The organism is Nocardia sichangensis, from assembly GCF_047200615.1.
GTDB lineage: Bacteria > Actinomycetota > Actinomycetes > Mycobacteriales > Mycobacteriaceae > Nocardia > Nocardia sichangensis.
In genome coordinates, this window is the sequence record NZ_JBJZOK010000016.1 from 147,939 (window position 1) to 163,083 (window position 15,145).

General features: G+C 68.9%; 9 protein-coding genes. 4 read left to right on the top strand and 5 right to left on the bottom strand.

The genetic code is table 11. The annotated features are described in order from the left end of the window. Window positions 1-295 precede the first annotated feature (295 nt). The gene (locus ACL03I_RS22635) at window positions 296-3,085 is read right to left on the bottom strand and encodes an FAD-binding and (Fe-S)-binding domain-containing protein (RefSeq protein WP_412806915.1); all 2,790 of its coding nucleotides are present in this window, start codon (window positions 3,083-3,085) and stop codon (window positions 296-298) included. 686 nt (window positions 3,086-3,771) lie between these two features. Between ACL03I_RS22635 and ACL03I_RS22640 the strand changes: the two genes are divergently transcribed. Continuing rightward, window positions 3,772-5,652 (top strand): ABC transporter ATP-binding protein, encoded by a 1,881-nt coding sequence (locus tag ACL03I_RS22640; RefSeq protein ID WP_355078877.1) that lies wholly within the window; start codon window positions 3,772-3,774, stop codon window positions 5,650-5,652. Between the two features lie 12 nt (window positions 5,653-5,664). Here ACL03I_RS22640 and ACL03I_RS22645 read toward each other — a convergent pair whose 3' ends face one another. The 3 genes from ACL03I_RS22645 to ACL03I_RS22655 all read right to left on the bottom strand — a co-directional run bounded on the left by ACL03I_RS22645 (window position 5,665) and on the right by ACL03I_RS22655 (window position 9,559). Beyond that, window positions 5,665-7,185, bottom strand: a complete 1,521-nt coding sequence (locus ACL03I_RS22645; RefSeq protein ID WP_412806905.1) for an alpha/beta fold hydrolase — start codon at window positions 7,183-7,185, stop codon at window positions 5,665-5,667. A 270-nt stretch (window positions 7,186-7,455) separates the two neighbouring features. Beyond that, the gene (locus ACL03I_RS22650; protein ID WP_355078875.1) at window positions 7,456-8,451 is read right to left on the bottom strand and encodes an oxidoreductase; all 996 of its coding nucleotides are present in this window, start codon (window positions 8,449-8,451) and stop codon (window positions 7,456-7,458) included. Between the two features lie 37 nt (window positions 8,452-8,488). After that, on the bottom strand, window positions 8,489-9,559 hold the full coding sequence (locus ACL03I_RS22655; protein ID WP_412806906.1) for a DNA polymerase IV: 1,071 nt from the start codon (window positions 9,557-9,559) through the stop codon (window positions 8,489-8,491). Between the two features lie 189 nt (window positions 9,560-9,748). Here ACL03I_RS22655 and ACL03I_RS22660 point away from each other — a divergent pair, with 189 nt between their 5' ends. Together ACL03I_RS22660 and ACL03I_RS22665 are read left to right on the top strand one after the other, a co-directional pair. After that, window positions 9,749-10,333, top strand: a complete 585-nt coding sequence (locus ACL03I_RS22660) for a TetR/AcrR family transcriptional regulator (RefSeq protein ID WP_355078873.1) — start codon at window positions 9,749-9,751, stop codon at window positions 10,331-10,333. Continuing rightward, entirely contained in the window at window positions 10,330-10,782 is a 453-nt protein-coding gene (locus ACL03I_RS22665; RefSeq protein ID WP_355078872.1) for a PaaI family thioesterase, read from the top strand. The genes ACL03I_RS22660 and ACL03I_RS22665 overlap by 4 nt, the downstream gene beginning before the upstream one ends. A gap of 381 nt (window positions 10,783-11,163) precedes the next feature. Here ACL03I_RS22665 and lon read toward each other — a convergent pair whose 3' ends face one another. Continuing rightward, on the bottom strand, window positions 11,164-13,491 hold the full coding sequence (gene lon, locus ACL03I_RS22670; protein ID WP_355078977.1) for an endopeptidase La: 2,328 nt from the start codon (window positions 13,489-13,491) through the stop codon (window positions 11,164-11,166). 269 nt (window positions 13,492-13,760) lie between these two features. Here lon and ACL03I_RS22675 point away from each other — a divergent pair, with 269 nt between their 5' ends. After that, on the top strand, window positions 13,761-15,116 hold the full coding sequence (locus ACL03I_RS22675; protein WP_364434270.1) for a DUF445 domain-containing protein: 1,356 nt from the start codon (window positions 13,761-13,763) through the stop codon (window positions 15,114-15,116). Window positions 15,117-15,145 lie beyond the last annotated feature (29 nt).

Genomic DNA, 15,145 nt, shown 5'->3' on the forward strand with positions numbered 1-15,145 from the left:
GATTATTATCTGAGCCACACCTAAAGCCATTCATACCGATCGCACATGATTATGGTTTCGCAATCAGATGTAACGGCATGAGATTCACGGCGATATTGTTTTCGTTCGGCAAATATCTGGCAGTAGCAATGACGGAGGTTCTTCGATGATCACCAATCTGCTCAACTGGCTGCTCAACGCCTGGGGTGGAGTTTCCGCGGGCAGCTCGGGCTACCAGATTCCGCCGGGCACCCTGCCGTTCGGCAGCTGAACCGCGCGGCGCCCGCCCTGCCTGTCCGGCGGGCACCCCAAAAGGTCACTCGCCCAGTAGGAATTGCGCGATGTGCCGCGCCCGGCGCCCAGCGAGGGACGCGGCCTGAGTGCGGCAGGAAAAGCCATCGGCGAGGAGGATCGCGTCGTCTCCCGCGGCGCGCAGCGCGGGGAGCATGCCGCTCTCGGCCACCGCGACCGAAATGTCGTAATGGCCCGACTGCATTCCGAAATTTCCCGCCAGACCGCAGCACCCGGTGATTTCCGTCACCGTCACGCCCATACTGGCTAATAAATGGCGATCGGCATCGAATCCGAGAATCGCGTGCTGGTGACAATGCGGTTGAACCACCACCGATCGGCCGGTGCGCTGCGGGGGGCGCCAGGAGGGCTGATCGGCGAGGAATTCGGCCAAGGTGCGCACCGCGGCGGCGGTCGGGGCGGATCTGGGATCGTCCGGCAACAATTCCGTGAGGTCCGCGCGCAGAACCGCGGTGCAGGACGGTTCCAGTCCCACGACCACTCCACCCGCCTCCACATGCTCCTGCAACGCGGTCAACGTGGCCCGCAACCGCGCGCGGGCGCCGTCGAGCTGACCGGTGCTGATCCAGGTGAGTCCGCAGCAGACGCGTTGCTCGGGGATGCGAACGCGGTAGCCCAAGGTGGCAAGCAGCCGCGCCGCGGCCAAGGCGATCTCCGGGTCGAACACGTCGGTGAAGGTATCGATCCACAGCATCACCTCGCCGGAGACACCGCTTTCGGCCCGCACCTCGGGCGCGTAGGCGGACTCGGCCAGGCGCGCGCCTTCGTCCAGATCGCGCCAGATGCGGCGGAACGTACGCGCTGCCAAGCGCGGCACCTCACGACGCGGGTCGATGCCTGCCGCCCGCAGCCCGGCTCGACGCAGCGCGGTCCGGCCCGCCAGCGCGTTGACGACCCGCGGCATCCGGCTCGCGGCGGACAGCCATCGAGGCAACCAGCCCAGCGAATAGTGATCGATCGGCCGGAGCCGGTGGCGGTAGCGGCGATACAGCGTCTCCGACTTGTAGGTGGCCATGTCCACGCCCGCCGGGCAGTCCGACCGGCACGCCCGGCAGGACAGGCACAGATCGAGCGACTCGGCGACGGCCTCCGACGACCAGGGCAGCGCGCCGCGCACCACCTCTTGCAGCACCCTCGCCCGCCCGCGTGTGCTGTCCTTCTCGTCCCGGGTCGCCTGGTAAGACGGGCACATGAAACCGCCGTCGGCCCGGCATTTGCCGACGCCGACGCAGCGGTGCACCGCGACGCTCATATCGCCGTCGTCTTCTCCGAGCGGGTAACCGTTCGATGTGCCGACGTCACCGAGTCCGGCCAGCCGCAGGTCGGCATCGATCGGACGCGGCGCGACGAGCACGCCCGGATTCAAGATGTCGCCGGGGTCGAACAAGGCCTTGTACCCGGCGAAGACATCGAGCACCGCGGGGGAGTACATCGCCGAGAGCAACTCGGAGCGAGCCCGGCCGTCGCCGTGCTCGCCGGACAGCGAACCGCCGTGCCGGACGACCAGCTCCGCCGCGTCGAACAGGAAGGCGCGGAAGCGCCGCGGCGCGTCGGCGATCGGAAGATCGAGGCGGACGTGGATGCAGCCGTCGCCGATGTGCCCGTAGAGCAGCCCGTCGACACCGTGCTCGCGCGTCAGCGCGGCGAAATCGCGGAGGTAGGAGCCGAGCCGTTCCGGTGGGACGGCCGCGTCCTCCCAGCCCGGCCAGGCCGGCCGCCCGTCCGGCGTGCGACCGGCCAGCCCCGCGCCGTCGGCCCTGATCCGCCACAGCTGCGCGGCGGTACCGGGATCGGTGACGATCCTGCTGTCCATCGCGCCCGCCGTCCGGCACAGTCGCTGTGCGACGGCCAGCGCGTCGGCCTGCGTCGCGCCCACGGTCTCCACGAACAGCCAACCGCCACCGCGCGGCAGGTCGGGCACCGTTCCCCGATGCGCCCTGACCACGTCGACCAGCCGCGCGTCGATGCCCTCCACCGCGATCGGCACGCAGGCCAGCACGGCGGCGACATCATCGGCCGCGGTGGCGATGTCCGGGTAGCCGAGCACCGTGAGCACGGTGGCCGCGGGCAGCTCGACCAGCTCGACGGTCGCGTCCAGCAGCAGACCACAGGTGCCCTCGCTGCCGACGAACGCCTTCGCCGCCGACGCGCCGCGCTCGGGCAGCAGATGTTCCAAACCGTATCCGGACGCCTGGCGGTCGAAGCGCCCGAGATCGGTGCGCAACACCGCGAGATTCGCTCGGCTGAATTCCGCGAGACCCGGCACCGCGGACAGGTCGGCGGCCAGTGTGCGTTCGGTGCGGGTGCCGTCCAGGATGCGCAGTTCGCGCACCGTGTCGGAGGTGCGGCCCCACGCGACGGCGCGCGGCCCGCACGCGTTGTTGCCGATCATGCCGCCGAGCGTGCAGCGATTCTGTGTCGAAGGGTCCGGTCCGAAGCGCAGTCCGTGCGGACGGGCCGCGCGCTGCAGCTCCGACAGCACCACGCCCGGCTGCACGGTAGCCACGCGCGCGGCCGCATCGATCGCCACGATCCGGTTCATATGCCTGCTGAAATCGAGCACCAGCCCGGGACCGATCGCATTGCCCGCCACCGACGTCCCCGCGCCGCGCGCGGTCACCGGCAGCCCCTCGGCTCCGGCGAACTCCAAGGTGACCGCGACGTCCTCGTCGGTCCGCGGAAAGACGACCGCCGCCGGGAGAACCCGATAGTTCGACGCGTCCGAGGAGTACTCCGCCCGCCGCCGCTCGGAGGCGTCGGCCTCACCCGCGATCCTGGCGCGCAGCGCCGCCATACGGTTCACGGTGTTGATTTTTCCAGCGCCTGCGGCGCTGGGTGTTCACGGCCCCTTCATGGCTCGCGTCCGAGCGACCGCCGCTGGCGACTTCGTCGCGGACGCGGCGGCCGCTCGGACGCGAGCCGGGCCGCGAACGGCGGATGCTCGGTCTCGCTTCGCTCGAAAGACGTGGTTGCGGTGCGCTGAGCGCGTTTGTATGTAAGCCCCTGACCCAGTGCGCGGGGTCGGGGCGGCGATTGTCAGGTTTGTCGGCAGGTGTGGCTCGCCGGGGACCGGGTAGTCCTTTGGACCGACCGCTCGCAATAACCGCGATGTGGTCGCCACGAGATCACTTGTCGGCCCGACAAGAATCCTTCTCGAGTTCGACTTCAGAAGCTCGAAGGCCGTGCGGTCGTAGTCGCTGGTTCGCCGCATCGAGATCCGGACAGCGCCCTTGGGGAACCGGTGCCTCCGTGTTCCAGTTGGGCTATCCGCCCGTGCGGAACTGCTGCGCTTGTGCGCCCGATGCGTCAGTTCCGCGGACCTCAGCCCGCCCGGGGATGAGTGAGGGGCTCGGGCTGCGGTCGGTTTCGCCGTGGGCGGAAACACCGCCTGCCCGGAATCGACTTGAACTCAACCATTGTTGAGGTCTTAGTGTCGGTGGCCAGGTCTTGGATGGGGCGGGGAGCGAGAGGGAGAACAACGTGAGCATCGAATCCGTGGCGTGGAGCCAGATGTACCGGCGGGCGAACGCGCCACAGGAACAGCGCCCGTTCCGCCGCGCCACCGCAGGGCGCATCGTTCGGTTCGCCGCGCCGCACCGGCGGCGGATCGGCGCGTTCCTGCTGTTCAGCGTGATATCGGCGGTACTCGCCGTGGCCACGCCGGTGCTGGCGGGCCGGGTCGTCGACCACATAGTCGGCGGCGCTGCGCCGCGGGTGGTGGTCGTCCTCGCGGTGGTGATCGGCGTGCTCGCGGTGTTCGACGCCGGACTAGGGGTGGCGACCCGGTGGATGTCGGCGCGAATCGGGGAAGGGCTCATCCTCGACCTGCGCACCGCCGTGTTCGACCACGTGCAGAAGATGCCCGTCGCCTTCTTCACCCGAACCAGGACCGGCGCGCTGGTCAGCCGGTTGAACAACGACGTCATCGGCGCCCAGCGCGCGTTCAGCGACACCCTGTCCGGCGTGGTGGCCAATCTGGTGACCCTCGTGTTGACCCTCGGGGTGATGATCAGCATCTCGTGGCAGATCACGTTGCTGGCGCTGGTGTTGCTTCCGGTATTCGTGCTGCCTGCGCGCCGGATGGGCAACCGCCTAGCCGATTTGCAGCGGGAAGCGGCCCGGCTGAACGCGGCGATGAGCACCCAGATGACCGAGCGGTTCTCCGCGCCGGGCGCGACGCTGGTCAAGCTGTTCGGTCGTCCGGAACAGGAGTCCGACGAATTCGCGCTGCGGGCCCGCCGGGTGCGGAACATCGGCGTGCGCACCGCGATGCTGCAAACGGTCTTCGTCACCTCGCTCACGCTGGTGTCCGCGCTGGCGATCGCCTTGGTGTACGGGCTCGGCGGCTGGTACGCGCTGCGCGGGCAATTGGACGCGGGCGCGGTGGTATCGCTATCGCTGCTGCTGACCAGGCTCTACACGCCGCTCACCGCGCTGGCCAGCGCCCGGATGGAGATCATGGCCGCGCTGGTGAGCTTCGAGCGCGTCTTCGAAGTACTCGACCTGAAGCCGCTGATCGAGGACGCGCCGGATGCGAAAACGGTGCCGGCGGGCCCGGTCGCGGTGGAGCTGGACGCGGTGCGCTTCGGCTACCCGTCGGCCGACAAGGTGTCGCTGGCCTCGCTGGAGGACGTGGCGAATCTGGACACCCGCGGCGGGGTGGAGGTGCTGCACGACGTGTCGCTGCGCGCTGAGCCCGGTCAGCTGATCGCGCTGGTCGGCTCGTCGGGCGCGGGCAAGTCGACCATCGCGCAGCTGGTCTCCCGCCTCTACGACGTAGACGCGGGCGCGGTGCGGTTGAACGGCGTGGACGTGCGCGAGCTGACCACCGGATCGATCCGCGACACGGTCGGGCTCGTCACCCAGGACGGACACCTGTTCCACGACACCATTCGCGCCAATCTGCTGCTCGCGCGGCCGGAGGCCACCGAGGACGAACTCTGGGACGCACTCCAGCGCGCCCGGCTGCGCGACTTGGTCGCGTCGCTACCGGACGGGCTGGAGACCGTGGTCGGCGAGCGCGGCTACCGGCTCTCCGGCGGTGAACGCCAGCGCCTGACCATCGCGCGCCTGCTGCTCAAGCAGCCGCGCGTGGTGATCCTGGACGAGGCGACCGCTTCGCTGGACTCGACCTCGGAAGCCGCCGTGCAGGAGGCGCTGTCCGAAGCGCTGGAGGGCCGGACCGCGCTGGTGATCGCACACCGGCTGTCCACCATCCGCGCCGCCGACCAGATCCTGGTTCTGGAAGACGGCCGGATCGTGGAACGCGGCACGCACCCCGAGCTGCTGAACGCCGATGGCCGCTACGCGGAGCTGTACCGCACGCAGTTCGCCGAGGAACCCGTCACGGCCGCGGCGTGATCCGTCGTCCGGTCAGCTCGCCGTCTGGTCCGCGGTACAGGTCGTGTCGGCGTCCTGCAGGGTTCCCGCGCCGAAGTAGGTGTTGATCGCGTTGTTCACGCAACTGCTCAGCTCCGGCCGGAACGTCATGTGGATACGGACGTCTTGCAAAGTGACCATCCGCGACTGCGACAGATACTGGTGCAGCCGGACGCCGTGCGCATAGGGAGTGCGCGGATCTCCCGTCGCCTGCACGATGAGGGCGGGCACCGCGTTCCGGACCACGGTCGCGGGTTCGACCGGTCGAGGCCAGAAGGCGCACGGCTGAATGTTGCCCGCCAGCGCGCCGAACACCGGTTGCGTGGCCCGGCTCTCCTCGATATTGCGCCAGTACCAGAGGGGATCGATGGGCGCGCTGACATCGCCGCATGCGACCTCCGCCAGGACGGAGTTCTCGTTGTCCCGCAGCGCCGCCACGATGGCGCGCAACCGCGGCGTCTGCGAGGTCGTGGGCGGACCGCCCGCGGCGTCGGCGAGTTCGCGCACCGTCGCGGCCAGCGGTTCGTTCAGCCGGAAGTTCCACAGCAAGGCGTGCAGGATGAACGGCAACCAATGGTCGTCGATCGCGAATCCGTCGATGACGATCGGCTGGCGGTGGACGATGCGAACCAGCTCCTCGATCTTCGCGCGCACTTGCTGCGGTGTCGCGCCGAGCCGGAACTCTTCGTCGTGGGCGGCGGCCCACACCGCCCAATCGTCCAGCGCGATCTCGTCGGCGGGTCCCCAATCCTGTACCAAGCCCGTCCAATACCGATCCGGGTCGATCGCGCTGTCGAGGACGACCCGATCGCTGCGCTCGGGGAACATCTGGGTGAACACCGCCCCGAGATACGTGCCGTAGGACAAGCCGTAGAAATTGATCTTCTCCTCGCCCAGGGCCGCCCGGACGACGTCCATGTCCCGCGCCGTATTGCGAGTGGTGAACTGCCGCACCAACTCCGGATCACGAACCACGCAGCTCGCGGCCATGCCTGCGGACTGAACGGTGTCGTGCACGAAACCCAGCGGATCAAGGCCCGCCGACCGGACCATCTCGCCGACCGGCCACCCGCACCGCGGACTCGAGGTCGATTCGCCGACTCCGCGCGGGTCCATCCCGATCAGGTCGTAACTCGCCAGCACGTCGGGCGACAGCACATCACCGAGCAGATCCACACTGTCCAGGCCCGGGCCGCCGGGACCGCCCGGATTCGACACCAGGATGCCCCGCCGCCGCGCCGGATCGCTCGCCTTCACCCGGGATATCGCCAAGGTGATCGTGCGACCGTCGGGACGCCCGTAGTCGAGCGGCACGAGGACATTCGCGCACTCGCCACCGGCTTTGTCCAAGTTCTCGACGCCGCACGGCTTCCACTCGAGCGTCTGGCGGTAGAAGCGGTCCGCGCCGCTCGGGTGCGAGTCGGCCACCGGCTCGGCCCGGCCGTACGCGGGCGCGGCCAGCAGTGCGGACACCGCCACTATCGACATCGAACGCCAGAACGTATTCGTGGACAACGAAATTCGCCTCTCGACCGGAGCGAGCACGTAGGTGGATGCGGAAGAACCGTATCGGATCGGTGCTCGCGACGGTGGCAACGGCTTCCCCCGCGCGGCGAGCTCCGATCGAGGCCGTCCGCGGAAGGGGAGCACGCTCGGGCAAATCGGCGAAGCCCGGCTCGAACGAATCGAGCCGGGCTTCGCTGATCGGTCTCATGCCCTGCGGTCTCGGTAGGTCCGGAACGCATCCGGCGTGGATGTCGTCCGAGCGCTACCGAGGACTTGCGGTCAGAATTCGCCCTTGACGCCGAGAACGGTGCGCCCCCGGTGGCTGCCGTTGCGGATGGAGTGCAGCACCCGCTCCACATCGGTGATCGGAGCGTAGTTCTCCAAGGTCGAAAGATGCTGCGGTCGTAGTTCTTTGCCGAGCTGGGCCCACACCTCCCTGCGGCGCTCGATCGGAAGGTTGACCGAATCGATGCCTTCCAGGGTGACGCCGCGCAGAATGAACGGCATCACCGTAGTGGGCAGTTCCGCTCCGCCGGTGAGCCCGCTGGCCGCGACCGCGCCGCCGTAGCCGATGGCGCTCAGCACGTAGGCCAGCGACGCGCCGCCGACGCTGTCCACGGCCGCGGCCCACCGCGCTTTGGTCAATGGCCGCGGCTTGGCGTTCGGGTCCTCCGGCAGCCTGCCGATCACCTCGTTCGCACCGATCTCGCTGAGCAGATCGTTCGCGTCGGTCTTGCCGGTGGAAGCGATGACTTCGAAGCCGAGGCCAGAGAGAATGTCGATGCTCACGCTGCCGACCCCGCCGGTCGCGCCGGTGACCAGCACCGGGCCCGCGTCCGGCATGAGGCCGCGATCGAGCAGGGCCTGCACGCTCAGGGCCGCGGTGAACCCGGCGGTGCCGAGCGCGGCCGCGTCGCGCAGGCTCAGGCCCTCCAGCTTGACCACCCATTCGGCGGGCACCCTGGCGTATTCGGCGAAGCCGCCGTTGTGCGCGACACCGATGTCGTATCCGTGCGCGATCACCTGGTCACCCGGGGCGAAATCGTCGTCGGCGGACTCGACCACCTCGCCGACGATGTCGATCCCAGGGACGATCGGGTAGTTGCGCACCACACCGCCGCCCTTGGTGATCGCCAGCCCGTCCTTGTAGTTCGCGCTCGAGTAGTGCACTTTGATCGTCACGTCACCCGGCCCGAGGAAATCCTCGCCGGCCTGCTGCCGGGTCAGGACGATCCCGCTATCCGATTCGTGTGCCACCATCGCCCAGAACTCCATGCGGACGAGCATACGAGCGTCCGGACGGGTCCGGGAGTTACCGCGGCAGGAGTTCCAGCCGCACGCCGAGCAGACGAACCGGGCGGTCGAGGTCGAACCGTTCGATGATGCGCAGCGCCGTCTCGGCGATTCGCGCGACGTCGATGGTCGGTTCGGGCAGTTTTTCCTGTTTGCTGCGTGTGAAGAAGGTGTTCGTGCGCACCGTCACCGAAACGCGGGTGCCGATCCGGCCCGCCGCGGCCATCTCCTCGGCGACCTCGGTGGCCAGCCGAGCGACCTGGGCGCGGATTTCGCCTGGATCGGTCAGATCGTGCGGGAAGGTCTCGGATTTGCTGCGGCCGATCGGGATTCGCGGTTCGGTGGTGACGTCCGTATCGCCTTTGCCGTGGCCGAGCACCCAGAGATACGGACCGGTGTTCGGCCCGAACTCGGCGGCGAGTCGATGCCGGTCCGCCGTCATCAGCTCTCCTACGGTCCCGATACCGAGTTCGGCGAGCCGGGCGGCGATGCGGTTGCCGATGCCCCAGAGCGCGTTGGTCGGGCGATGGGCCATCACCTCGGTCCAGTTCGCGGCGGTGAGCCGGAAGACGCCCGCGGCGGCGCCCACATCGGCGGCGGGCTCGGCCGACGACTTGCCCGCCGACTTGGCGAAGCCGGTCGCGAGCTTGGCGGTGAGCTTGTTGTCCCCGATGCCGATCGAGCAGGTCAGTTCCAGTCCGGCGATCGCGTCGCGCACCTGCTGCGCGAGGGCTTCCGGGTCGTCGGTGTCGGCGGCGAGGAACGCCTCGTCCCAACCCCACACCTCGACCCGCCCCGGAAACGTCCGCAGCAGGGCCATGACCTCGTCGGAGGCGTCCTCGTAGGCGGCCATGTCCAAAGGAAGGAACACTCCGTCGGGGCACTTGCGCTGAGCGCTGCGCAGCGGCATTCCGGCCCGCACACCGAACCCACGCGCCGGATAGGACGCGCAGGTCACCACCTTGCGCGGTTCGGCGGGATCGCCGTGGCCGCCGACGATGACCGGCAGCCCCCGCAGTTCCGGATGACGGCGGAACTCCACCGCCGCCTGGAACTGATCGAGATCGACATGCAACAGCCATCTGGCCACATGCCGTTCTTACCGCAGGGGTGCGACACCCGGCCGCAATTCCGGCGCGAGCGCCCGCCGACCGGCATCGCCGCACCCGCCGCCGGTCGTGCCATCGTCCGCAGCACCGCGATGAGTCCCACTGCCTGATCCCCCTCACACGGATGTCCTGACATTGCGCGGCCCGCAGAACAGAACTAAATTCTGGATATGAAGATTCGAGATCGGTTGCTACTGGCAGCCGAGCGCCAGTTCGCCGAGCACGGAGCGCTCGACGCAACGCTGACCCAGATCCGGGGCGCGGCGGGCGCCAGCGTCGGTGCGCTCTACCACCACTTCCCGGACAAGGCCGACCTGTACCGGCAGGTGTGGGCCAACGCGCTGGCGGACTATCAGAAGCATTTCTGGGCGGTGGTCGGCGACAGCGCCGACGCGCGGGAAGGCGTCACCGCCGGTGTGCGCGAACACTTGCGGTGGGTGAGCGAAAATCAATATCGCGCAACGGTACTCACCTCCGCGCGGCCGCCGGGAGTGCGCGAGAGCGAGAGCAATCGCCGCTTCATGTCCGACGTGACGCGGTGGTGGCGCACCCACGCAGGATACGGGGTGGTGCGCGATCTGCCCATCGATCTGGTCTACGCGCTGTGGCTGGGTCCGGCGCAGGAATACACCCGGCAGTGGCTGGGCGGTGACATGCGCATCGCCCCTGCCGAAGTCGCGGGCGAGCTGGCCGACGCCGCCTGGCTGGCGCTCGCCGCCGATCGCACCGCGGCCGCAGGGCAGCTGTCCGAGTGACCGCCACCAACACCCTCGACCTGGACAGCGCCAAGAAGATACTCGCCGCACAGCCCTTCGCCACGCTGATCGGCACCGAGATCACCGCCTTCGGCGACGGCGCCGCGACCCTGATCATCCCGCTGCGCCGCGAACTGACCCAGCAATTCGGCTACGTGCACGGCGGCGTGCTCGCCTATGCCGCCGACAACGCCCTCACCTTCGCCGCGGGAACGGTTCTCGGCGCGAACGTCCTCACCGGAGGTGTCACCATCACCTACCTGCGGCCCGCCGCCGGCGACCGGTTGCGCATCGAGGCATCCGTCACCGGGGCGACGCGCCGCCAGGCGGTTGCCCACTGCGCGATCTACGCGGAAAGCTCCGGGCGCGAACCGGTCCTGTGCGCGGTGGGCCAAGGCACCACCCGGCTCGCGGAAACGGACCTGGCCGGCACGAACACCAGCCCCTGACCTCACGACGTCCGTTCGCACGCGGCCCGCGCTATCGGGTGACGGCGGCACTGGCCGGGGTGTCGGCGCGCGGGCGTACTCAGGAACGAGATCCGCCGACCGCCTGTGCCGCAGCTCGGCAAGTGCGTTGCGACACAGCACATTCGGCGAGGGTCAGCCGCCGACCCGGTGTGGCGAGGTCCGTCGATGGTGGCCACACCGGGCACGGCGAGCGATGAGCCGCTCCGGTGCTTCACCAACGTCCCTCCGCCGATCGCGACATGCGAAGGGCCGGGCCCGGATACGCTCCGTGCCCGGCCCGTTCCGTCCAAGGTCAGGCGTACCTCCGCCTTCGCTCCGGCCATGCGTGGGCTGAGGACGGACTACGTCCGATCGCACCCATCAGGCGGTCGCCGCGAAGGCAGGCCCCAAGGCAGGCTCGGCGACCGGCTCGATCGCGTAGGCCAGGATGTCGGCCACGTCGGCGACCGGCCGGACGTCCAGCGCGGCCAGCACTTCCGCCGGAACGTCGTCCAGATCCGGCTCGTTGCGCGCCGGGATGAACACCGTCTTCAATCCGGCCCGCTGGGCGGCGAGCAGCTTCTGCTTCACGCCGCCGATCGGCAGCACCCGGCCGTTCAGCGTGACCTCACCGGTCATGCCGACGTCCGATCGCACCTGACGACCCAGCGCCAGCGACACCAGGGCGGTGACCATCGTGACGCCCGCGGACGGCCCGTCCTTCGGCACCGCACCCGCCGGGAAGTGGATGTGGATATTGCGATCAAGCACCGACGGCTCGATGCCGATCTCCTCCAGGTGCGAGCGCACGTAGGTCAGCGCGATCTGTGCCGACTCCTTCATGACGTCGCCGAGCTGGCCGGTGAGGGTCAGCGAGCGCTCGCCCTCGGCGGCGTTCGCCTCGATGTAGAGGACGTCGCCGCCCGCGCCGGTCACGGCGAGGCCGGTGGCCACACCCGGGACGGCCGTGCGTTCCACCGAGTCGGGAGTGAAGCGCGGACGACCCAAGTAGTCCTTCAGGTCGTCCAGACCGATCGTCAGGGCTCCGGCGTCACGCTCGACGTCGTAACCCAGTTCGGGGTCGTAACCAGATCCGGTTTCGCGCTCCGACAGCCGCGTGGCCGCTTTGCGCAGCGCCTTGGCGATCAGCCGCTCCATCTGCCTGACCCCGGCCTCCCTGGTGTAGTCGGCGGCGATCTCGCGCAGCGCTTCCTCGCTGATCGACACCTCCTCGGCGGTCAGCGCGTTGCGCTCCAGCTGCCGCGGCACCAAGAAGTCGCGCGCGATGGCCACCTTGTCGTCCTCGGTGTAGCCGTCGACGGTGATCAGTTCCATCCGGTCCAGCAGCGGGCCGGGGATGGTCTCCATGACGTTCGCGGTCGCGATGAACAGCACGTCGGACAGGTCCAGGTCCAGATCCAGGTAGTGATCGCGGAACGTGTGGTTCTGCGCCGGGTCCAGCACCTCGAGCAACGCGGCCGCCGGGTCGCCGCGGAAGTCCGAGCCGACCTTGTCGATCTCGTCCAGCAGGACGACCGGGTTCATCGAACCGGCTTCCTTCATGGCCCGCACGATCCGGCCGGGCAGCGCGCCGACGTAGGTGCGGCGGTGACCGCGGATCTCGGCCTCGTCACGCACGCCGCCCAGGGCCACGCGGACGAACTTGCGGCCGAGCGCTCGCGCCACGGACTCTCCCAGCGAGGTCTTGCCCACGCCGGGCGGACCGACCAGCACCAGCACCGCGCCGGACCCGCGTCCGCCGACCACCTCCAGGCCGCGGGCGGCCCGGCGAGCGCGGACGGCCAGGTACTCGACCATTCGGTCCTTGACCTCGTCCAAGCCGTGGTGGTCGGCGTCCAGCACCGCGCGGGCGGCCGAGACGTCGGCGCTGTCGGTGGTCTTCACCGTCCACGGCAGCTCGAGCACGGTGTCCAGCCAGGTCCGGATCCAGCCGGATTCCGGGCTCTGATCGCTGGCACGCTCCAGCCTGCCGACTTCGCGCAGCGCCGCCTCACGCACGGTGTCGGGCAGGTCGGCCTGCTCGACGCGGGTGCGGTAGTCGTCGGCGCCGTCGGGCTCGTCCTCGCCGAGTTCCTTGCGGATCGCGTTGAGCTGCTGGCGCAGCAGGAATTCGCGCTGGCTCTTCTCCATGCCCTCGCGCACGTCTTCGCTGATCTTCTCGCTGATCTCGGCCTCGGCGATGTGCGCCTTGGTCCACTCGATCAGCGTGGTCAGCCGCTCGGCCGCGTCGGGGGTCTCGAGCAGTTCACGCTTCTGCTCGGAAGTCAGGTACGGGGCGTAACCCGCGGTGTCGGCGATGGCCGACGGGTCGGTCAGCTGATTGACCGCGTCGATGATCTGCCAGGCCTCGCGGCGTTGCAGCACCGAGACGACCAGCTTCTTGTATTCGGCGGCCAGTTCCTTCGTGCGGCCGTCCGGAGCAGGCGTCTCGACCGGCTCGGCCTCCACCCACAGCGCGGCCCCCGGCCCGGTGACACCGTGCCCGATCTTGGCGCGCCGTTCGGCCTTGAGGACGGCCGCCGGGGCTCCGCCGCGCATCCGGCCGACCTGTTCGATGGTGGCGACCACGCCGTAGGTGGCGTAGCCCTCGTTCAGCCGCGGCGCGAGCAGCACGGCGTCGGTCTTTGCGGCGCGCGCGGCATCGATCGCGGCCTGCGCCGATTCGTCCAGTTCGATGGGCACGACCATGCCCGGCAGCACGATCGGATCGGTCAGGAACAGCACCGGCAGGTTCTGAGGTGTAGTCACGTCTTCGACCTTCCAAAAGTTGAGCGATGCCTACTCAACCCCGGGGTGTGTGGGTTTGTTCCGCCCCGACCGGTCCGTTCGCTGACGGCGAAGTGCCGACCGGTGCGGCCCCCGCTTCGCGTTGACACCCCGTCCAAGGCAATGAGAACGTTGGGGCCTTGATATCTCATACCGGCGGTACCGCCGGATCGGCCTAGGGAGTCCCATCGATGTCGTCGCTCGCCGCTGGCGTGTTCATCGACTGGGAGAGCGTGACCGGGCAGCCGAAATTCGTGGTCGACCTGATCACGTTCCCGATCTTCAGCGCGCTGGCGGGATGGCTGACGAACTGGACCGGCGTGCTGATGCTGTTCTGGCCGATCGTCTTTCGCGGCATCCGCATCCCGGGTCTGCACGTGCTCTATCCGTACTTCCCCCGCCGGGTGCAAGTGCTGCCGACCTTCTCCGGCGACGGCCTGCGCCTCGGATTCCAGGGCTTCATCCCGGCGCGGGCGGAGAAGATGGCCAGCATCTGCGTGGACAAGGCCCTGATGCGGATCGGCAGCCCCAAGGATTTCATCCACGAACTCGATCTCGACGGCATCGCCGACTACATCGCGGTGCTGGCGCGGCAGCAGGTGCGCCCGCTGGTGGACGAGCTGATGTACCGGGAGAACCCGGACCTGTGGCGTACGGTGCCGCGCGCCGCCAAGCAGCTGATCTACCAGCGAGTGGATCGGGAACTGCCCGCACTGTCGCGCCGCGCGTTCGCGTCGCTGGGCGACAACGTCGACCAGTTGATCGGCATCAAGGGTTTCGTGATCCGCTACCTGCAGGACAACCCGGCCATTCTGAAGGACTTGACCACCACCATCGCGGCGCCCGAACTGCGCTTCATGGTGCGCATCGGCTTGCTCGGCGCGCCCTTCGGCGTGCTGCTGGCTCTGTACCTGCACGTGCACCAGCAGATTCCGGTGCTGGGCTGGGTCCCCGGCTGGGTGATCGTGCTGCTCGCCTCGGCGGCGATCGGCGTGATCGTGAACGTCATCGCGGTGAAGATGGTGTTCGAGCCGGGTGATCCGCAACCGAGGTACAAGTACCTGTGGAAGCAAGCACTGCTGGCCAAACGGCAGCCGCAAGCGGCGACCGATCTGGCGCACATCCTGGCCTACCAGGTGCTGACGCTGCCGAATCTGTCCAAGGAGCTGCTGGAAGGCCCGAACGGGGACAAGACCAGGCAGTTGCTGGAGCGCTTGATCGCCGACGAGATCCATCGTCAGCTCGGGCCGACCACCGCACTCGTGCGGGCGGCGCTGGGGCGTCGCCAGTTCGACAACCTCACGGTGGGCGCAGCGGGCGCCGCGGTCGGCTTGGCGCCGACCCTGGTCGAGGACGAGGAATTCACCCGGGAGCAGGCCAAGACCATCGACGAGTTCGCCGCGCGTAAGCTGCGGCGGCTCACGCCAGGGGAGTTCATGGAGATGTTCTACGCCTCCGTCGAGCAGGACGCCTGGCTGCTGTATCTGCACGGTGCGGTCCTCGGACTCGTCGTCGGAGCCGCCCACTTGATCCTTTTCGGCTGGTAGCAGGGCCGGAACCGGCAAGATAAAACAAG

Bases quoted from the DNA above. Each gene is read 5' to 3' on its own strand.
- ACL03I_RS22635 (WP_412806915.1), bottom strand. From the start codon at position 3,085: ATGGCGGCGCTGCGCGCCAGGATCGCGGGTGAGGCCGACGCCTCCGAG.
- ACL03I_RS22650 (WP_355078875.1), bottom strand. From the start codon at position 8,451: ATGGAGTTCTGGGCGATGGTGGCACACGAATCGGATAGCGGGATCGTC.
- ACL03I_RS22660 (WP_355078873.1), top strand. From the start codon at position 9,749: ATGAAGATTCGAGATCGGTTGCTACTGGCAGCCGAGCGCCAGTTCGCC.
- lon (WP_355078977.1), bottom strand. From the start codon at position 13,491: ATGGTCGTGCCCATCGAACTGGACGAATCGGCGCAGGCCGCGATCGAT.
- ACL03I_RS22675 (WP_364434270.1), top strand. From the start codon at position 13,761: ATGTCGTCGCTCGCCGCTGGCGTGTTCATCGACTGGGAGAGCGTGACC.